The 18,691-nt window shown below is 59.7% G+C and carries 19 protein-coding genes, 20 tRNA genes and 1 rRNA gene; all 40 read left to right on the top strand.

Features of this window, described 5'->3' with window-relative positions; translation table 11 throughout:
• Positions 1-322: ribosomal RNA gene (locus BMZ79_RS30745) — 23S ribosomal RNA — on the top strand; the annotation flags it as partial.
• A 114-nt stretch (positions 323-436) separates the two neighbouring features.
• Positions 437-513: transfer RNA gene (locus BMZ79_RS30740), tRNA-Ile, on the top strand.
• A gap of 10 nt (positions 514-523) precedes the next feature.
• Positions 524-599: transfer RNA gene (locus BMZ79_RS30735), tRNA-Ala, on the top strand.
• 13 nt (positions 600-612) lie between these two features.
• Positions 613-688: transfer RNA gene (locus tag BMZ79_RS30730), tRNA-Asn, on the top strand.
• A 5-nt stretch (positions 689-693) separates the two neighbouring features.
• Positions 694-784 (top strand) — tRNA-Ser (locus BMZ79_RS30725).
• 61 nt (positions 785-845) lie between these two features.
• Positions 846-920: transfer RNA gene (locus BMZ79_RS30720), tRNA-Glu, on the top strand.
• A gap of 6 nt (positions 921-926) precedes the next feature.
• Positions 927-1,002 (top strand) — tRNA-Val (locus BMZ79_RS30715).
• A gap of 27 nt (positions 1,003-1,029) precedes the next feature.
• Positions 1,030-1,106: transfer RNA gene (locus tag BMZ79_RS30710), tRNA-Met, on the top strand.
• A 38-nt stretch (positions 1,107-1,144) separates the two neighbouring features.
• Positions 1,145-1,221 (top strand) — tRNA-Asp (locus tag BMZ79_RS30705).
• Positions 1,222-1,289: 68 nt separating this feature from the next.
• A tRNA-Phe gene (locus BMZ79_RS30700) sits at positions 1,290-1,365 on the top strand.
• A 19-nt stretch (positions 1,366-1,384) separates the two neighbouring features.
• Positions 1,385-1,460: transfer RNA gene (locus BMZ79_RS30695), tRNA-Thr, on the top strand.
• Between the two features lie 7 nt (positions 1,461-1,467).
• Positions 1,468-1,552 (top strand) — tRNA-Tyr (locus BMZ79_RS30690).
• Between the two features lie 6 nt (positions 1,553-1,558).
• Positions 1,559-1,633, top strand: a tRNA-Gln gene (locus BMZ79_RS30685).
• Positions 1,634-1,640: 7 nt separating this feature from the next.
• Positions 1,641-1,713 (top strand) — tRNA-Lys (locus BMZ79_RS30680).
• 13 nt (positions 1,714-1,726) lie between these two features.
• Positions 1,727-1,812: transfer RNA gene (locus tag BMZ79_RS30675), tRNA-Leu, on the top strand.
• Positions 1,813-1,824: 12 nt separating this feature from the next.
• Positions 1,825-1,911: transfer RNA gene (locus BMZ79_RS30670), tRNA-Leu, on the top strand.
• 3 nt (positions 1,912-1,914) lie between these two features.
• Positions 1,915-1,989: transfer RNA gene (locus BMZ79_RS30665), tRNA-Gly, on the top strand.
• A 10-nt stretch (positions 1,990-1,999) separates the two neighbouring features.
• Positions 2,000-2,073, top strand: a tRNA-Cys gene (locus tag BMZ79_RS30660).
• A gap of 12 nt (positions 2,074-2,085) precedes the next feature.
• Positions 2,086-2,162, top strand: a tRNA-Arg gene (locus BMZ79_RS30655).
• Positions 2,163-2,166: 4 nt separating this feature from the next.
• Positions 2,167-2,243, top strand: a tRNA-Pro gene (locus tag BMZ79_RS30650).
• Between the two features lie 15 nt (positions 2,244-2,258).
• Positions 2,259-2,329, top strand: a tRNA-Gly gene (locus BMZ79_RS30645).
• Between the two features lie 201 nt (positions 2,330-2,530).
• Positions 2,531-2,812, top strand: coding sequence for a LexA family protein (locus BMZ79_RS30640; RefSeq protein WP_177222435.1), 282 nt, complete (start codon positions 2,531-2,533; stop codon positions 2,810-2,812).
• 167 nt (positions 2,813-2,979) lie between these two features.
• On the top strand, positions 2,980-3,888 hold the full coding sequence (locus BMZ79_RS30635) for an ArsR/SmtB family transcription factor (protein WP_090648240.1): 909 nt from the start codon (positions 2,980-2,982) through the stop codon (positions 3,886-3,888).
• A 340-nt stretch (positions 3,889-4,228) separates the two neighbouring features.
• Positions 4,229-5,992, top strand: coding sequence for an ABC transporter substrate-binding protein (locus BMZ79_RS30630; RefSeq protein ID WP_090648238.1), 1,764 nt, complete (start codon positions 4,229-4,231; stop codon positions 5,990-5,992).
• A gap of 73 nt (positions 5,993-6,065) precedes the next feature.
• Complete coding sequence (locus BMZ79_RS30625) at positions 6,066-7,019, top strand: ABC transporter permease (protein WP_090648235.1); 954 nt, start codon at positions 6,066-6,068, stop codon at positions 7,017-7,019.
• 12 nt (positions 7,020-7,031) lie between these two features.
• Positions 7,032-7,964 carry an oligopeptide ABC transporter permease gene (opp4C, locus tag BMZ79_RS30620; protein WP_090648233.1) on the top strand — a complete coding sequence of 311 codons (933 nt, stop codon included), beginning with the start codon at positions 7,032-7,034 and terminating at the stop codon, positions 7,962-7,964.
• Between the two features lie 12 nt (positions 7,965-7,976).
• The gene (locus BMZ79_RS30615) at positions 7,977-8,963 is read left to right on the top strand and encodes an ABC transporter ATP-binding protein (protein ID WP_090648230.1); all 987 of its coding nucleotides are present in this window, start codon (positions 7,977-7,979) and stop codon (positions 8,961-8,963) included.
• On the top strand, positions 8,956-9,927 hold the full coding sequence (locus tag BMZ79_RS30610; protein WP_090648228.1) for an ABC transporter ATP-binding protein: 972 nt from the start codon (positions 8,956-8,958) through the stop codon (positions 9,925-9,927). The genes BMZ79_RS30615 and BMZ79_RS30610 overlap by 8 nt, the downstream gene beginning before the upstream one ends.
• A 14-nt stretch (positions 9,928-9,941) precedes the next feature.
• On the top strand, positions 9,942-10,415 hold the full coding sequence (locus tag BMZ79_RS30605) for a hypothetical protein (RefSeq protein ID WP_143089173.1): 474 nt from the start codon (positions 9,942-9,944) through the stop codon (positions 10,413-10,415).
• Positions 10,416-10,999: 584 nt separating this feature from the next.
• The gene (locus tag BMZ79_RS34595) at positions 11,000-11,338 is read left to right on the top strand and encodes a hypothetical protein (protein WP_177222434.1); all 339 of its coding nucleotides are present in this window, start codon (positions 11,000-11,002) and stop codon (positions 11,336-11,338) included.
• A gap of 35 nt (positions 11,339-11,373) precedes the next feature.
• Complete coding sequence (locus BMZ79_RS33995) at positions 11,374-11,664, top strand: helix-turn-helix domain-containing protein (protein ID WP_177222433.1); 291 nt, start codon at positions 11,374-11,376, stop codon at positions 11,662-11,664.
• Between the two features lie 21 nt (positions 11,665-11,685).
• Entirely contained in the window at positions 11,686-12,033 is a 348-nt protein-coding gene (locus tag BMZ79_RS35435) for a hypothetical protein (RefSeq protein WP_256253253.1), read from the top strand.
• A gap of 48 nt (positions 12,034-12,081) precedes the next feature.
• A complete protein-coding gene (locus tag BMZ79_RS35430) occupies positions 12,082-12,345 on the top strand; it encodes a glycoside hydrolase family 88 protein (RefSeq protein ID WP_256253252.1) in 264 nt (87 codons plus the stop codon).
• Complete coding sequence (locus BMZ79_RS35425; protein WP_256253251.1) at positions 12,320-12,757, top strand: glycoside hydrolase family 88 protein; 438 nt, start codon at positions 12,320-12,322, stop codon at positions 12,755-12,757. Before BMZ79_RS35430 ends, BMZ79_RS35425 begins: the two co-directional genes overlap by 26 nt.
• 178 nt (positions 12,758-12,935) lie before the next feature.
• Positions 12,936-13,805, top strand: a complete 870-nt coding sequence (locus BMZ79_RS30590) for an alpha/beta fold hydrolase (protein ID WP_090648219.1) — start codon at positions 12,936-12,938, stop codon at positions 13,803-13,805.
• 1 nt (position 13,806) lies between these two features.
• On the top strand, positions 13,807-14,391 hold the full coding sequence (locus tag BMZ79_RS30585) for a TetR/AcrR family transcriptional regulator (RefSeq protein WP_090648216.1): 585 nt from the start codon (positions 13,807-13,809) through the stop codon (positions 14,389-14,391).
• A 52-nt stretch (positions 14,392-14,443) separates the two neighbouring features.
• Positions 14,444-15,013: a GNAT family N-acetyltransferase gene (locus tag BMZ79_RS30580; RefSeq protein WP_090648214.1), complete on the top strand. Its 570-nt coding sequence runs from the start codon at positions 14,444-14,446 to the stop codon at positions 15,011-15,013.
• A gap of 513 nt (positions 15,014-15,526) precedes the next feature.
• A complete protein-coding gene (locus BMZ79_RS30575; RefSeq protein ID WP_090648211.1) occupies positions 15,527-16,825 on the top strand; it encodes an ABC transporter substrate-binding protein in 1,299 nt (432 codons plus the stop codon).
• Between the two features lie 213 nt (positions 16,826-17,038).
• On the top strand, positions 17,039-17,815 hold the full coding sequence (locus BMZ79_RS30570; protein ID WP_256253250.1) for a carbohydrate ABC transporter permease: 777 nt from the start codon (positions 17,039-17,041) through the stop codon (positions 17,813-17,815).
• Positions 17,816-17,833: 18 nt separating this feature from the next.
• On the top strand, positions 17,834-18,661 hold the full coding sequence (locus tag BMZ79_RS30565) for a carbohydrate ABC transporter permease (RefSeq protein WP_090648206.1): 828 nt from the start codon (positions 17,834-17,836) through the stop codon (positions 18,659-18,661).
• Positions 18,662-18,691: the final 30 nt, after the last annotated feature.

Raw genomic sequence — 18,691 nt, 5'->3', positions numbered from 1 at the left:
TACGCGAGCTGGGTTCAGAACGTCGTGAGACAGTTCGGTCCCTATCTGTCGTGGGCGCAGGAAATTTGAGAGGAGCTGTCCTTAGTACGAGAGGACCGGGATGGACGCACCGCTGGTGTACCAGTTGTTCCGCCAGGAGCACCGCTGGGTAGCCAAGTGCGGACGGGATAAGCGCTGAAAGCATCTAAGCGTGAAGCCCCCCTCAAGATGAGATTTCCCAATTTAGTAAGACCCCTTGAAGACGACGAGGTAGATAGGTTCGAGGTGGAAGCGCAGCAATGCGTGGAGCTGACGAATACTAATCGGTCGAGGGCTTATCCTAATGTCTCGTTCCAGAGACGACCAGCTGATGTTGAATTGCATATCATCGTATCCAGTTTTCAAGGTGTTTCTTTCTTCAACTGAAGATACACCCACTTCTGAGTGGGTTTTTTATTGGCCTTTAGCTCAGCTGGTTAGAGCGCACCCCTGATAAGGGTGAGGTCGGTGGTTCGAGTCCACTAAGGCCAACCATTCCCTTTACGGGGCCATAGCTCAGCTGGGAGAGCGCCTGCCTTGCAAGCAGGAGGTCAGCGGTTCGATCCCGCTTGGCTCCACCATGATGCGATCTATTCCCTGATAGCTCAGTTGGTAGAGCACTCGACTGTTAATCGAGTTGTTACAGGTTCGAGTCCTGTTCGGGGAGCCATCCGTGGAGAGCTGTCCGAGTGGTCGAAGGAGCACGATTGGAAATCGTGTATACGTTAACCGCGTATCGAGGGTTCGAATCCCTCGCTCTCCGCCACGCTTCCCCCCGGGGCGAGGCGGCGTCTTTCCGATTACATATCGGGCAATACTATTCATAAGGCCCGTTGGTCAAGTGGTTAAGACACCTCCCTTTCACGGAGGTAACAGGGGTTCGAGTCCCCTACGGGTCACCATTATTCGGAGGCTTAGCTCAGCTGGGAGAGCATCTGCCTTACAAGCAGAGGGTCGGGGGTTCGATCCCCTCAGCCTCCACCATAAACGAATAGCAACGCTTTTTAATGACGCGGGGTGGAGCAGCTCGGTAGCTCGTCGGGCTCATAACCCGAAGGCCGCAGGTTCAAATCCTGCCCCCGCAACCAATTACGTTCGGCATGATGCCGGGCATTGTTTCCAACGCGGAGCCGTGGTGTAGAGGCCTAACATGCCTGCCTGTCACGCAGGAGACCGCGGGTTCGAATCCCGTCGGCTCCGCCATTTTCACTCTGCATCGCGTGTTGTCTTCGGGCATTCGGCCGAAGGGCAGCTCAGATCGGGAATAGCTTGGCTCGGTAGCTCAGTTGGTAGAGCAGAGGACTGAAAATCCTCGTGTCGGCGGTTCGATTCCGTCCCGAGCCACCATGAAAGACAAGCATCATCAGCCGGTGTAGCTCAACTGGTAGAGCAACTGACTTGTAATCAGTAGGTTGGGGGTTCAAGTCCTCTCGTCGGCACCATTTTTTTGGAGGATTAGCGAAGTGGCCAAACGCGGGAGACTGTAAATCTCTTCCTTCCAGGTTCGGTGGTTCGAATCCATCATCCTCCACCATTTCATTGGGGATTAGCCAAGCGGTAAGGCAACGGACTTTGACTCCGTCATGCCTAGGTTCGAATCCTAGATCCCCAGCCATTTGCATGAGCCATTAGCTCAGTTGGTAGAGCACCTGACTTTTAATCAGGGTGTCGTAGGTTCGAGTCCTACATGGCTCACTTTCTTGAATACGCGGTTGTGGTGGAATTGGCAGACACGCTATCTTGAGGGGGTAGTGCCCACCGGGCGTAAGGGTTCGAGTCCCTTCAACCGCACCATTATTTTCACATGCGGTCATGGCGGAATTGGCAGACGCGCTAGATTCAGGTTCTAGTGGTGTAACAGCCGTGGAGGTTCAAGTCCTCTTGACCGCACCATCCGCGGAAGTGGCTCAGCGGTAGAGCATCGCCTTGCCAAGGCGAGGGTCGCGGGTTCGATTCCCGTCTTCCGCTCCATTTCTTTTTTGGCGCCATAGCCAAGTGGTAAGGCATAGCTCTGCAAAAGCTTGACCCCCAGTTCGAATCTGGGTGGCGCCTCCACACCATGTTTTTGTGCCCTTAGCTCAGCTGGATAGAGCGTTTGACTACGAATCAAAAGGTCAGGAGTTCGAATCTCTTAGGGCACGCCATTTACGGGATGTAGCTCAGCTTGGTAGAGCACCTGGTTTGGGACCAGGGGGTCGCATGTTCGAATCGTGTCATCCCGACCATCTTTTTTTTCCATTGCGGGTGTAGTTCAATGGTAGAACTTCAGCTTCCCAAGCTGATGGCGTGGGTTCGATTCCCATCACCCGCTTTCCTTATATGACGCGAAGAAGCCTTTTATCTCCTTGATAAGAGGTTTTTTGTATAGATGGCAGTTTCGAATGGGATAAACGCGGCTTTGGCGGAGCGAGCATCAGAAATTGGCAGCTTCCTCGGCTGAAATAGCGCTTGAAATTCATGATGCTTCGGACTAAAATAAGAACATATGTTCCTATGGGAAGGAGCGTCGATAATGAGCTTATCCAGAAAATGTTTGGAAATCGCCTATTCGATCCTGAATTTCAGCGCCAAGCACGGGTTCCCGCCAACCGTGGACGAGGTGCGCAATTTCGTCGGCTTGCGGAGCTTCGCCACCCTCGAACCGCATTTGCTGCGGCTGCGGCAGGAAGGGATCCTGCACTGGGAGCCGGGCGAGACCCGATCGCTTCGCGTGCTGCGGTCCGAGTTCGTCAAGTCCGCGTACCTCGAACGTCTGGCCGAAGAACGCGCCGAATACATATACCGCGCTCCTTAACGGCATTGAAGATAAAGACCGTTACAAGCCTGTCGATGGCTTCCATGGGCTTCCCTTATCGGGGCTATGCGTGCGAATAGCCGGGAATGGCGGGGCACGGATAAATTCGAAGTGGGACAGATCGCATAACGCGCGCTATAATATAGGGCAGAGAGGGGCGTGCGGCCATGCCATACCGTCTGGACATCCGATTCAAACCGCTATACGAAGCGATTGGCAGCTTGCATGCTTATATTTGCCGGAAATCGCATAAAAAACTCGATCTGTCGTCTTCATGGCCGAAGGAGGTCGGCGGCCGTCTGTCACCGGAGCTGGCAGAGCTGCTGGACGCTACCGACATCGACGCGGCTTGGAAGCTGACGTATCTGCTCGTGTACCTGAGTCCGAGTGAGACTACCGCGGAATTCGCGGTATGGCTCAGAGGCATGACGGCCGGGGACCTGTATGAATTGATGTCGCCCTATGCCAACCAGTTCCCCGCCAACATGGCGGCGTTCCGCGACCGGACCGCGAAGCTGTTCGAGCTGTGGGACGAGCATTATTTTCGACACCTCGACGGGACGATTATTGAGCGGCTGCGGGATGAGGCGCGCCGTCGCAAGCAAGCGCTTCCTTCGGCGGAGCCGGCCGCATTCATCGACGAAACGGCGAACGGGCTGTTTTTCGAACCGCTGGAGGGGCTGGAGCAGGTCGTGCTCATGCCGCAGTATCACTTTCAGCCGTTTAACGTCATTAGCCATTTCGGTCATGTGACGATCTGCCATTATGCCGCCAGAGTCTACGTGGACGACGAGGACTTCCTCTCGCCGCACGAATATCGCATGATCCGGAGCGTGGCGGAGAAGAGCCGGCTTAAAATCTTGCGGTTTCTGCATCAGGGGCCGCGGTCGTTCATCGAGATCGTGCGCCATCTGGAGCTGTCGAAGGGCATTACGCACGACCATGTGACGAAGCTGCGCCATGCCGGCATGCTGACGGCGCATTTCGAGGGCGAGACGCTGACCGCGTACAGCCTGCGGACCAGCGCGATCGCCCAGATCCATCGCAAAATCATGGACTACATCGAGCAAGGGTAAAGAGCGGGCGGACTTCCCGGAATCATCGAAAAGAACATACGCAAGTCTTTGGCACCTTGTACGGCTCCCGCGCGAGTGCCGAACCTGAACTGTCGAGAGGAAACCATTTTCGCATCGTGCCGGAACGGTGTGGGAGTGGTTTTTTTGTGCTTTCCTGCTAAGGGAAACGCGTCTCGGATTTGGCGAACTTTGCATGTTTTCTTTATGGAAAGAATTATTTTTCAGTTCTCTATTTACAGAACCGCAAAACGTACCTATAATAAAAACCAACAACAATGCTGAGTGATTTAATCGGAATTAATCGGCACTCATAAATAGCTCTTATTTTCAGGAGGTCGTCATGAAGAAAAGAATCCTTACGCTATCCACCGCTATTCTCGCGAGCGCCATTTTGCTGGCCGCATGCGGCAATAACGGCAATAACAACGGCAGCAATGCCGGCACCGCGAACGGCGGCGCCAACAGCGCCAACCAAGCCGCAGCGGGCAATTCGTCCAACACGGCCGCGCCGGATGCGGCAGGCGACGCCACGGGCACGATTCAAGCGTCCGACATGTCCAAGCTTCCGGATACGGCGAAGAGCCGCACGGACACGATCATTGTCGGCTTGACCGATCCGAGCGGCGCGTTCACGCCGTACTTCCAGCAGAGCGGTTACGACGGCAACGTATCGTCGCTGCTTTACACATCGCTCGTGACCGTGGACGACAAAGGTCTTCCGGTACCGGGCTTGGCGGAGAAATGGGACGTGTCCGCGGACAACCTGACCTACACGTACCACCTGCGCAAGGATCTGAAGTTCAGCGACGGTTCGCCGCTGACCGCAGACGACGTCGCGTTCACGTGGACGATCCTGTATGACAAGTCGTACGACGGCGACTCCCAAGTAAACACGCTGCACGTGAAGGGCGGCGAAGATTATAAAGCCGGCAAGGCGACGAGCGTCTCGGGCATCAAGGTCATCGATCCGCAGACGATCTCCGTCACGCTCGACAAGCCGAACGCCAGCGCGTTGACTATGCTTGGCTCGGACGTTCTGTCCAAGGCCTACTACGGCAAGGATTACAAGCAAGGCGATTTGGGCTACATGAAGAAGCTTAGCGGCAGCCCGCTCGGCAACGGTCCGTACAAGCTGGAGAAGTTCATTCCGGGCCAGGAAGTACGGATGGTCGCGAACGAGAACTATTTTGCCGGCAAACCGAAAACGGAGCACTTCATCTATAAAACGTCCGAAGGCGACACATGGCAGTACCTGGAGACGGGCGAAGTCGACTACGCGTCGTTCACCGCCACGAAGGAAAACCTCGACAAGCTGAAGGCGCTCGGCTTCGTGAACATCCTGCCGTACACGCCGAGCAACTACGGCTACATCCAGCTGAACCTTCAGCACCCGGCGCTGCAGGATAAGCTGGTCCGTCAAGCGCTGACGTACGGCCTCGACCGCCAAAGCATCTACGTGGACGCGAACCAAGGCGCGGGCCAAATCGCCAACATTCCGGCGCCTCCGGTGTCCTGGGCATACACGGAAGACGGCATCAACCCGTACAAGTACGATCCGGACAAAGCGAAGGAGCTGCTCGACCAAGCGGGCTGGAAGGTCGGCGCGGGCGGCATCCGCGAGAAGGACGGCAAAGCGCTGACGATCCATTACCTGGGCTCCAAGAGCCCGGCCTCGGATATCTTCATCGCCGTCGCGAAGCAGGATTACGAAGCGCTCGGCATCAAATTCGAGCCGGAGGTCTTCGCGGACTTCAACGCCCTCGTCTCCAAGGTCGAAGGCGGCGACTACGATCTCGCATCGTTCTCGACGTCGCTCCTGACGGATCCGTCGGACGGCCTGCTGCAATTCGTCGACGGCGAAATTCCGGGCTACAACGACGCGAAGTTCAAGGAGCTGTACGATAAAGGTTTGGCGACCTCGAACATCGACGAGCGCAAAGCCGTATACAAAGAGCTGTTCCAATACTTGAACGACGAGCTGCCGATCATCTTCACGAGCTACAAGAAGAGCGTGTACGCCTATAACGGCCGCATTCAAAACCTGAGCGTCAGCCCGTTCAACGGACTGGCTCCGAGCCTGCCGAACTGGACGCTGGGCCAATAACGCAAGACGAAACGACGAAACGCGATTCCCTGCCCGGCGACCGGGCGGGGAATCGCAGGTTAAGGAGTCGACTATGAGCACGTACATTACGAAGCGGATCTTATACATGGTCATCATTTTGTTCGCGGCTTCCTTCTTGATCTTCTGCCTCTACGCCTTGACGCCGGGCGACTTCATTACGGGCAACATCAAGCTGACGCCGGAACGCAAAGCGGAGCTGCGCGAGATCTATGGCCTGAACAAGCCGGTGATCGAGCGGTACTTGCTCTGGATGAAAAACGCCTTCCACGGCGACTTCGGTTACTCGCTGGCGCAGCAGAAGCCGGTGCTCACGCTGTTCAACCAGTACATCTGGAACTCGTTCCTGCTCGCGGTCGTCTCGACGTTCCTGACGTGGCTGATCGCGGTCGTCGTCGGCGTCGTCGCGGCGTACAAGCAGTATTCGTGGTTTGACACGATCGTGATGCTGGGGCTCTTCGCGGCGATGTCGATCCCGTCGTTCTTTATCGGCCTCTTCCTGATCAAGATTTTGGCCGTCGACTGGAAATGGCTGCCGCCGGGCGGGATGCTGACGACGGGGAGCAACGCGACGGGCATGGCGTACGTCAAAGAGGTCATTCATCACATGACCTTGCCGGTCATGGTCATGACGCTGCTCGGCGTCGGTTCGCTGACGCGGTACTTCCGCAGCAACATGATCGAGGTCATTAAGCAGGACTATATCCGGACGGCCCGCGCCAAAGGGCTCAAGGAACGCAAGGTGCTGTTCACGCACGCGCTGCGCAACGCCCTGCTGCCGGCCATCACGCTGGTCGGCTTCGAGCTTCCCGGGCTGTTCGGCGGTTCGCTGATTATCGAGAAAATTTTCAACTGGCCGGGCATCGGCCAGCTCTATATGCAGTCCTTCACGCTGCGGGATTACCCGCTGCTGATGGGATTCACGCTGTTTATCGCCATACTGACCGTCATCGGCACGTTCATTTCGGACATTTTGTACCGCGTCGCCGATCCGCGGGTCCGGTTGTAGGAGGGCACGAGGATGTCAACGATTCACGCAGAAGGCGCGGGAACGGCGAAGGCCGCGCCCGCGCGCAGTACCGCGCACGCTTCGCTGTGGCGGCAGTCGCTGCGGCGGCTGCGCAAGAACAAGCTGGCCATGCTCGGGCTCGCCGTCGTGGCGTTCATGTTCCTGGCCTGCTTCATCGGCCCGCTGTTCTCGCCGTACACGGATAACAAAATCAACATGGCGTTCATGAACAAGGCGCCGAGCCTGAAGCATTGGCTCGGCACCGACGCCCTCGGCCGCGACGTGCTGACGCGCGTGCTGCAGGCGGGCCGCATCTCGCTGACCGTCGGCCTGGCGTCGATGGTGCTGTCGGTGTTCGTCGGCACGCTGCTCGGCGTCATCGCCGGCTATTACCGCGGCGTCGCCGATCAGCTCATCATGCGGCTCGCCGACCTGCTCCTCACGATTCCGAGCTTGCCGCTGCTGTTCATTTTCGGCGCGCTGCTGTCGGAATGGAAGGTGCCGACGGATTACCGGATGTACATCGTCATGCTGATGCTGAGCATCGTCGGCTGGCCGGGGCTCGCGCGGATGATTCGCGGCCAAATGCTCAGTCTGCGGGAACGGGAATATATGCAGGCGACCGTGGTCCTCGGACTGCGCGACCGCCGGAAGCTGTTCAATCATCTGCTGCCCAATCTGGTGCCCTTGATCATCGTCATCGCCACGCTTAATATCGGCGGCGCTATCCTGAGCGAATCGGTGCTGAGCTATTTCGGGCTCGGCGTCATGGCGCCGACGCCGACGTGGGGCAACATGATCGACGCGGCGAACAACATGATCGATTTTCAAGACCATCCGTGGCTCTGGATTCCGCCGGGATTCTCGATCTTCGCGACCGTCATCGCCATCAACATCTTCGGCGACGGGCTGCGCGACGTGCTGGATCCCAAGCAAAAAAGGTAGGTGCACGCGAGCATGAACAACGTACTTGAAATCGAGCGTCTCAGCACGCATTTCCATACCGAAGAGGGCGTCGTCCGCGCCGTGGACGACGTCAGCCTGCGGGTCCGCCCCGGCGAAATCGTCTGCATCGTGGGCGAGTCGGGCAGCGGCAAGAGCATCACGGCGATGTCTGTCATGGGCCTCGTCGAAGGCCCGGCCGGCCGGGTCGCCGGCGGCCGCATCGGCTTTGACGGCGAAGATCTGCTTAAGCTGAGCCGCAGCGAGCTGCGCGCCATTCGCGGCAACGAGATCGCGATGATTTTCCAAGAGCCGATGACGTCGCTGAATCCGGTGCTGAAGATCGGCGAGCAGCTGATGGAGCCGCTCATGACCCACCGGAAAATGAGCAAAAAGGCGGCGCGCAAGCGGGCGATCGAGCTGATCGGCGAGGTCGGGATCTCCCGCGCGGAGCAGATCGCGGATTCGTATCCGCACGAGCTGAGCGGCGGCATGCTGCAGCGCATCATGATCGCCATCGCCATCTCGTGCGAGCCGAAGCTGCTCATCGCCGACGAACCGACGACGGCGCTCGACGTGACGATCCAGGCGCAAATCCTGGACATGCTGCGCCGGTTCAAGGAAGAATCGGGCATGTCGATCCTGCTCATCACGCACGACCTCGGCGTCGTGGCCGAAATGGCGGATTACGTCGTGGTCATGTATGCCGGCAAAGTCGTGGAGGAGGGCGAGGTCGTGGCCCTGTTCGAAAATCCGCAGCATCCGTACACGCAAGGGCTGCTGAAGTCCAAGCCGATCATCAATCAGCGCCAGGAAGAGCTGTATTCCATTCCGGGCCAGGTGCCGAACCCGCTCGAGCTGACGCCGTCCTGCTATTTTCACGACCGGTGCGCGCACTGCATGGAGATTTGCCGGACGAAGCAGCCCGCGCTGAAGGACGTCGGCAATGGCCAGCATGTCGCTTGCTGGCTGTACGAGAAGGAGGCGATGGCGCATGGCTGAGGCGCAAGCGCTGCTTGAAGTGAGCGGACTGAAGAAATATTTTCCGATCAAGGCCGGTCTGCTCGGCCGGACGGTCGGGCAAGTCAAGGCAGTCGACGACATTAGCTTTACCATCAACAAGGGCGAAACATTCGGCCTCGTCGGGGAATCGGGCAGCGGCAAAAGCACGGTCGGCCGCACGATTCTGCGCTTGAACGACAAGACGGACGGCGAAGTGCGGTTCGACGGCATCGACTTGTTCGATCTGCCGCCGGACGAGCTGCGCCGCCTGCGGCCGAAGATGCAGTTGATCTTCCAGGATCCGTACAGCTCGCTCAATCCGCGCGTGCGGATCGGCGACGCCATCGGCGAAGCGCTGCTCGACCACGGCCTGGCGTCGCCGGCCGAGGTTCGGGAACGCGTCCTGGACGTGCTGACCGCCTGCGGGCTGTCGTCGTACCATTACGACCGGTTTCCGCACGAATTCTCCGGCGGCCAGCGGCAGCGGATCGGCATCGCCCGGGCGCTCGTGCTGAATCCGGACCTGATCATCGCCGACGAGCCGGTCTCCGCGCTCGACGTGTCGATTCAAGCGCAGATCATCAATTTGTTCCGCGGCATGCAGCAGAAGCAGGGGCTGACGTACCTATTCATCTCCCACGACCTCAGCGTCGTCGAGCATCTGTGCTCGCATATCGGCGTCATGTACCTCGGATCGATGATGGAGACGGCTTCGCGCGACGAGCTGTTCCGCAACCCGCTTCATCCGTACACGAAGGCGCTGCTGTCGGCGGTGCCGGTGCCGATTCCGAAGCTGAAGCGCGAGCGGATCGTGCTGAGCGGCGAGCTGCCGAATCCGGCGAACCCGCCGTCCGGCTGCAAGTTCCACACGCGCTGCCCGTTCGCGGTTCCCCGCTGCCGCGAGGAAGTGCCGCAATTCCGGGAGGTGGGCAGCGGCCATAAGGTTGCCTGCCATCTCGTATGAGCGGCCGCGTCATCATGCCCCAGCTGTATGCGCTGCAGCTGGAGCGGATCCTCTCGCGCGGATACTCGGCGGACGAGACGCTGGCGCTGCTCTGGCACGGCAGCAAGGACGAGCTTGCGGCGCGGATCGATCCCGAGCCGACGTGGGAACGGCTGCTGACGTATGCCGCGGAGCATTGGGCGAACGTGGAAGCGGCGGTACGGGGGGGCTATCGGTTCTCCTTCCTCACGGTCGGGGGTCTCATGAGCCTGCTCGCGATCAAGTTCCGCAAGCGCGAGGAGACGGATTACCGCTTCACGGGCGAACGGATCGAGGGGCTTCGGCTGACGGGCTCCGAGCTGGCGCTGCTGCGGAGCATGGTGCCGGCGTATTGGGCGTTCATCCCGGCGGAGGCCGCGGATGCCGAAGCGCTGGCCGTTGAAGCCGGCGAGGACGCAGTGCCGGATGCGGAGCGAATGGTCGAGATCGCGATCGCGATGATGCCATAGCCGTGGAAGCAAGGACAAGAGGCTGCAGCAGTTTGCCGAGAGGCGGACTGCCGCAGCCTCTTTTGCGCTGCGCGCAGGCGGTGAGGCGCCAGAGGTGGGCTGGCGGGGCGGTAAAGGGGCAGCAAGCCGACGCGGTCCGATAGCGAGCCGCCGAAACCCGGCTGTAAGTTAGCGGGCTGGTAGAAGGATGCGGTCCGATAGCGAGCTGCCGCGAGCGGGCCGTGAGATACCGCGACCCGGCGGTAGTTCGCGGTCCGGCCGCGAGCCGCCGCGGTCCGGCCGCGAGCTGCGCGACCGAGCAGCTCCTGCGCCTGCCGCCGCGAGAAACGCGAACGCTGGCGCGCATCTCGCGGCGCAAATATTTTAGGACTTGAACAATCAAGCTCATGTATAATCATGTTATAAACGAACATGAAATTGTTCGTAACAATAAACATAACCGAGCTGCCGCAAGGCCGCGCCGGTCCGGACGATAGAGAGAACAAGGACTTTTCGGCCCGGGCGCGATCGGCGAACCGATTTTCGTAAGCGATTGCAAGAGAGAAGCGAGGGCGAATTTCCATTCAGTCAGGGGCTCGACAGACATGGGACAACCCATGATGCGGAGGTTGCGCGCGATCGCGGGGCTTAACCGGTATTTTCCCAGGCAATTGTACATCCGAATCTTTTTGGGGCTCAGTCTGCTGTTCCTGCTCGTCTCGGTACCGTTCGTCTACTTGATGGCGAACCAATTCTCCCGCTACGCGATGAAGCAGATCGACACCGTGAACAAGGCGGAAATCCGGACGCCGCGCAGGCGGGGAGCGCCCGGGACGCGGCGCGCGCGTCAAGCGCGGCGGACGCCGTCGTCGGCACGCCGCCGCTCTCGGACGCGGCGCTCGCCGCGGACGCGCCGGACGCTCCCGGGCGGTCCGGCGACCTGAAGAAGCGGAGGCTGGCCGAGCAGGCGCTGCGCTACGTGCGGGACAACTACCTGCGCAAGGATTTGGCGCTGCCGGACGTGGCCGCCGCGGTCGGCCTGAGCGACAAGTACGTAAACGCGCTCGTCAAGGACGTGACCGGCGCGACGATCAACCACGCCGTCATCCGGCTGCGCATGGAGGAGGCGGCCCGGCTGCCGCGGGATCCGTCCGCCAGAATCTACAAGATCTGCGACCGAATCGGCTATACGGACCAGGATTATTTTCGCGAGGCGTTCAAGAAGCAGTACGGCGTAACGCCGACCGAGTACCGCAATCGGCGCGCGTGAACGAAGACGGAGGGGATGCGGATGGATCGGATGATGTTGGAGCAAGCGGCCCGCGGCGTGTACGGGTACATGATGCGCAGCAAGCCGGACGGCTGGGGGGACCACGCGTGGACCGACTGGGCGATGAACGTCGAACGGTGGGATTGGAATTCGGGCGTCGGCATCGTCGCGGCGTGGGAATACGGGGAGACGGCTTCCGAGGGCGCGGAGGTCCGGCGCGAGGTCGAAGCGTGGACGGCCCGCAATCTCGGGCGGTTCGAGGCGGCGAAGGTCGTGAACACGATCGCGCCGTTCGCGGTGTTCCCGGGGCTGTATGCCGCGACGGGCGACGCGTTCTACGCGGAGCGAAGCCGGGAGGTTGCCCGCTAGCTGAGCGAGGAGGCGCCGCGCAAGCGCACCGGCGCGTACGAGCATACCGTGACGGAGCAAGCCTCGTTCGCGGAGCGGATCTGGGCGGACACCGTCTTCATGGCGGTGCTGTTCCTGGCGCGGACCGCGCGCATGGCCGGGGACCCGCGGCTCGCGGAAGAGGCACTGGAGCAGACGCTGCTCCACCTGCGCGCCCTGCAGGACGACGAGACCGGCCTGCTGTACCACGGCTGGAACTGCGCGTCGGGGACTGGATGTCCGCGGCGAAATGGAACCGGGCGAACGCGTGGAACGCCGTCGGCGTGCCGATGATCGTGACGCGGCGGCGGGCGCGGGAGGCGGCGCGGCCGGGCCGCTCGGCGAGATCAAGGAGCGCTACCACCGGCTCGCCGAGGCGCTCGCGGCGCGGCAGCTGCCGGACGGCCTGTGGCCGACCGTGCTCGACCGCGCGGATTTCTACGCCGAGACGTCCGGCTCGGCCGGCATCGCCTGCGGACTGATCAAGGCGGCCCGCATGGGCCTCGTCCCGGCGTCGCTGGCCGGCGCCGCGGCGAAGGCCGTGCCCGCCGTCGCCGCGCAGATCCGCGCGGACGGCGCCGTCGCGGGCGTATCCGGGGACACGCCGATGCTCGCGAGCATCGACGCCTACGGCGAAGTGCCGCGCTTCCCGACGCTGTACGGCCAAGGCTTGACGCTGCTGCTGGCGGAGGCGCTGAAGCCGTGACTTGACGCGCACGGCCTGCGGCCGGTCCTGCGCTTTCCCCGGGAATCGGACCGGGGGACGCAACGGCAAGATCGGCAGAGGAAGAAATCGGGGATGGAAACCATTGACAAACGATGGTTTCCGTCTTATTATTTAATTGACTGATTGAGTCAATCAAATAATGGAGGCGTGATCATAAATGAAAACCTCAGTGAATATTTCCAGTAAAAAGGGTTTATTTCGGCACGGCGAGGTTTTATCGACGGATCGGACGCGAATTGGGTATCAATCGATTGGCGATGGCCCCGGAATCCTGCTTGTCCATGGCGCATTAAGGGATTCCAACGATTATACCCGCCTGGCGATCGCGCTTTCCCGCTCCTTTACCGTTCACCTCATGGATCGCAGAGGCAGGGGCTTGAGCGGTCCCCAAGGCCCGGAGTATGCTATGGATAAAGAGTGCGAGGACGTTCAGGCCGTCAGGGAAGCGACGGGCGCCGACTATTTGATCGGACACAGCTATGGAGGGCTTGTCTCGCTGGAACTGGCCAGCATGGATCCGTCCATTGCCAAAGTAGGTCTATATGAACCCGGCGTGCTGCTCCGCCCGATGGACGATGCTTGGATGCGCCTCTACGAGCAGGCGCTGCTTAGGAATGACCGGCGCGGAGCGTTTGCGCATTTCGTGAGAGGGATGGGTCAGACCCCTCTGACCCGGCTGCCCTATTGGTATGCAAAACTCATCTTGAGGCTCATGGTGCGCGGAGAGCATTGGCGTAAAATCGCTCGGCTGCTTCCGCAAAATTTGCAGGAGCACCGCGAGGTTCGGCGGCTCTCTTCCTCATGCCTGAATTATGGCGATACCCAAGCGGACGTGTTGGTGATTCAAGGGGACAAGAGCCCGGATACCACGAAAGAAGCGATGACGGCGTTAACCGGCGCGATTAACCGGTCCAAGCTGGAAACCGTGAACGGCCTGGACCATTTCGGACCGGAGAACGAAGGCGGACCTGACCGGATCGCGTGCCTGCTCGCCAACTTTTTCCTAATTCCCGAAGGAGTCCGATGATATGCCGCGCTTAAAGGAAGAGCAGCTTCAACGCATTTACGAAGAACGCAAACGGCAGCTTACGTCGGCCGCGGTCAAAGTGTTTGCCCAGCGCGGGCTTCCGGGTACGAAGATCAGCATGATTACCGCGGAAGCCGGCGTGAGCCACGGGCTGTTTTACCATTATTTCAAAACAAAGGAAGAGCTTTTCATCGCCCTGGTCCGGGAAGCGGTCGAAACGTCGTTGAAGGAAATGGACGATTTGATTCGGTTGACGGGGTCGCCGATCGAAAAAATCAGACTCCTGACGGAAGGGATGCTTGACGCGAGCGGAGCGCCATATTTCATGCTGCTCCATCGGGCTCGGAATTTCGAAGAGGTTCCCGAAGAGGTCGGCCGGCTTATTCGGGAACACCCGATGGATATCTATGTCAAGCGTTTATTGCCCTTGTTCGAGGAAGGCCAGCAAAGAGGGGAAATCGCGGACGGCGATCCGGAGGAATTGATCGCAGGCTTCCTCACCGTCCTTTCCGGCGTGATGGTAGTGGGCAACGGATATTCGACGCCCCGAACGGACTGGCTGTTGAGATTTGTCGAGCAGAGATGAAATGAACGAAGCGGCCGGCTGCGGAAGCCGGACCGGAAGGAGAGGGAACGAGATGGATCATCGCTTTCGCGATTTGTTCCGCGGCGAGCTGCTGCGCTTCGCGGCGGCGCAGCCGGACGACGCGGCGGAGCTGTCGCGGTTTACCGAGAGCTACGACTACTTGCGGAACGTGGACACGGAATACGCGGTGCCGCAGACGGCGTCGTTCTTCGAGCAAGCCGAGAACGGCAAGAACACGATCGAATTCATACTACGGACGCTCGAGGACGACCGGCTCGTCGGCTTCGCGGCGCTGCACGGCATCGAGTGGAACAACCGGTCGTCGCGGCTGGCCGTCGGCATCGGCGATGCCGAGGACCGCGGCAAGGGCTACGGCAAGGACGCCGTCGCCATGCTGCTGCGCTACGCGTTCCTCGAGCTGAACCTGGAACGGATCAGCCTCGAGGTGATCGCTTATAACGAAGCGGCCATTCGCGTCTACGAGAAGGCCGGCTTCGCGGTAGAGGGGCGGCTGCGCGAGGCCGTCCTGCGCGGCGGACGGCGGTACGACCTGATCGCGATGGGGCTGCTCGCGCGCGAATGGGCGGCGCTGCACGGCGACGCGCCGATCGGCGGGGGATAACGCTCGCCGGCCCAGTTCGCCCGTCGCCAACAGGGCATGACCGTCGCCGTCCGGTTCGCCCGTCGCCGACAAGCTGCGGCGCGGCCGGTTCCCCGACCGCGCGCCTGCCCGTCAACGGTACGGACGCGCGAGACGCGAAAGCCGCCGGAAATCGCTGCGTTTTCAAGTTCCGCCCGCAATCGGGACGTTCCGCGTCCATCCGGGACGTTTCGACACGAAAAAAAGGGATTGTCAAAACAAAAGGATACGATTATACTAAGTTCACGACGTTATGGAAGCGATACCAGAGTAAAACGGCCTACAACATGGTACCGATTCCATATTTTTTGTTCACGATCTGGTATCGGTACCAGAATATCGTGTTCCGAATCATTACTGGAGGGCGGTGGTTGGACGGGAGAACGCGCCGGCAGGTGAATAGGAAGGTCCGATTGAGGAAAGATTTGAAGGAAGCGGAATGCAGACATCCTATGTGAATGCACTACATTCTTTTAAAATTGGGGGAACGAATCCATGAAAAGAAAGTCCTTTGGTTTGACCGCCATCTTGCTGGCGTGCGTGCTGCTTGTCCTGACGGCTTGCGGCCAGAACGGTTCGAATTCGAATACGGCATCCAATAACGGCAATCAAGGCGAAAGCGCTTCATCCGGCAGCAAAATCCCGCTGAAGCTGTGGTACTGGAACGGCGCGATATCCGATTCCACGATCGAGGCGGCCAAAGCGAAGTTTCCGAACATCGACCTGCAGGCGGAGAAGCTGCCGTCCGGCGACGATTACTTCACCAAATTGAAAGCGACGCTCGTCGGCGGAGGCGACGCCCCGGACATCGTGGCGATGGACAGCTGGGTATCCTCGATGCTGGCGTATAAAGATAAATTCGTGAACCTCTACGACCAAGGCGCGAAGGACATCCAATCCAAGTACCTCGACTGGAAATGGAAAATGGCCGCGACGCCGGACGACAAGTACCTGATCGGCCTGCCGATCGACGTGGCGCCGGTCGTGCTTTACTACCGCACCGACCTGCTGGAGAAAGCGGGCGTGCCGAACACGCCGGACGCGGTCAGCAGCCAAGTGAAGACGTGGGACGATTACCTGGCCCTGCTGAAGAAGATCAAGGACGCGACCGGCGCGACGACGGGCAACATCGCCGACGTCTACAACACGGTCATGGGCCAAAGCGACAAGTCGTACTTCGACGAGCAAGGCAACTACATCGGCGACCAGGCGCACGTCAAGGCGGCGTACGATCTGGCGGTCAAGGCGTACCAGCAAGGCCTCACGTTCCCGTACTCCAACGGCTCCGAGCAGAACGCCGCGATCAACAACGGCAAGATCGCCATGTTCACGGGCGCTTCCTGGGCCGTCGGCGACCTGATGAGCGCCGCTCCGGACACGAAGGGCAAATGGAACATCGCGCATCCGCCGGGCAGCGTCGGCAACCAAGGCGGTTCGTTCTTCGGCGCGCTGAGCTCGACCAAGCATCCGAAGGAAGCGTATGAAGTCATCCAATTCCTCGTCAGCCCGGAAAACCTGGTGACGGCGTACAAGGAATTCGGCAACTACCCGTCCACGCCGGAGATCTACAGCAGCCCGGACATGGTCAACAAGAACGATTTCTTCGGCGGTCAAGACCTGAGCCCCGTGTTCGCGGACGCCGCGAAGGACGTCAAAGTCGCGCATACCGACTCCCGCGACATGGTGGCGAGCACGGCCATCACCGACGCGCTCGTCGCGGTCGACAAGAAGCGCGATCCCGAGAAGTCGTGGCAGGACGCGCAGGACAAAATCAAGAAACAGCTGTCCCACTAAGCCGAAGCGGCTTCCTGGACGGCAGCCAAGCTTGGCATTCATAACGGATGGAGCGGGGAAGGGCGACAGGCCTTCCCCGCGCCAGCCAAGTAACGGAGGAATAGCATGGGAGGCCTTTTGAAAGAAATCTACAAGAGCAGAGCGTTGTATCTGTTCATTTCTCCATTTTATATCCTGTTCCTGATCTTTTCCGTTTTTCCGATTTTTTACTCCGTGTATTTGGCCGGCCATAAATGGGACGGCATCGGGGAGATGAAGTACGTCGGCTTCGACAACTTCACGTACCTGTTCACGGATCCGACGTTCTGGAGCGCGCTCGTTAACAACATCGCCCTCTGGATCATGGGCAACGCGCCGCAGCTCATCTGCGCGCTGATCGTCGCGTTTCTCATCAATATGTCCATCGTGCGGTTCAAGGGCTTCTATCGCATCGCTTACTTCCTACCGAATATTACGGCCATGGTCGCTGTCGTTATCATATTCCAGTCCCTGTTCGGCAACCAGTACGGACTGATCAACTTCCTGCTCGAGAAGATCGGGCTGTCCCGCATCGAATGGTTCAACACGCCGTTCGCTTCCCGCGTCGTCATCGCGGCGATGATCTGCTGGCGGTACATGGGCTACAACGCCATCATCTATCTGTCCGGCCTGCAGCGGATCCCGAAGGATCTGTACGAGGCGGCCGAGCTCGACGGCGCGTCGACGGTTCAGACGTTCCTGCGGATCACGCTGCCGATGCTGAAGCCGATCATCCTCTTCTCCGTCATGATGTCGACGATCGGCGGCTTCCAGATCTTCACCGAGCCGCAGGTGCTCGCGGGCACGCAGTCCCCGTATCCGGGCACGGACACCGTGGTGCTGTACATGTTCCGCGAAGGCTTCACGTTCCAGAATTACGGGTACGCGGCCGCCGTGTCGTGGGTGCTGTTCGTCATCATCGGCATCCTGTCGCTCATCAACTGGAAGGTCTTCAACAAAAACGACGATTGATAACGAGGTGAAAGCCAGATGGGCAAGGCAATCCTGACCAAAAAGATTCTGCTGCACACCGTGCTGATCATCGGCGTGCTGGTGTCGATCTTCCCGTTTTATTGGCTCGTCGTGATGTCGACGAACCAGACGAGCGCCATCTTCGCGTTCCCTCCGAAGCTGACGTTCGGCGGATACTTCGCGACCAACTTCCAGCACGTGCTGGACAACATGAATTTCTACCGCGCCCTGTTCAACACGGTGCTCATCGCGCTCCTCAGCACGACGCTGCAGCTGTTCTTCAACTCGTTAACGGGGTTTACGTTCGCCAAGTTCAAGTTCCCGGGCTCCCAGTGGCTCTTCTACGTCATGATCGCCACGATGATGATCCCGGGCCAGATGCTGCTCGTGCCCCAATTCATCATCATCAAGACGTTCGGCTGGGTCGGTAGCTACAAGGCGCTGATCGTGCCGGGCATCGCTTCCGCCTTCGGGATCTTCTGGATCCGCCAGTACGCGCTCGCCATCCATAACGAGCTGCTGGAATCCGCGCGCATCGACGGCTGCAGCAAGTTCGGCCAGTACTGGCGCATCGCGCTCCCGATTTTGCGGCCGGCGCTCGCGTTTCTCGCGATCACGACGTTCATGGGCGTCTGGGAAGATTACCTCTGGCCGCTGATCGTTTTGACGGATACGTCCAAATTCACTTTAATGATTGCGCTCCAGCAGTTAAAATCAGTTCATACCGCAGATTATTCCATGGTCATGACAGGTACGCTCATGGCGACCCTGCCGCTCATCGTCGTCTTCCTTGTCGTCAGCCGTCAATTCATCGCCGGCATCATGGAGGGCGCGGTCAAGAGCTGAGGCGCCGCGGCGCATGGGATGACGAACGAA

The sequence above is a fragment of the Paenibacillus sp. UNC496MF genome, assembly GCF_900113915.1.
Classification (GTDB): domain Bacteria; phylum Bacillota; class Bacilli; order Paenibacillales; family Paenibacillaceae; genus Paenibacillus_Z; species Paenibacillus_Z artemisiicola.
This window is presented reverse-complemented; position numbering and strand designations above follow the sequence as displayed.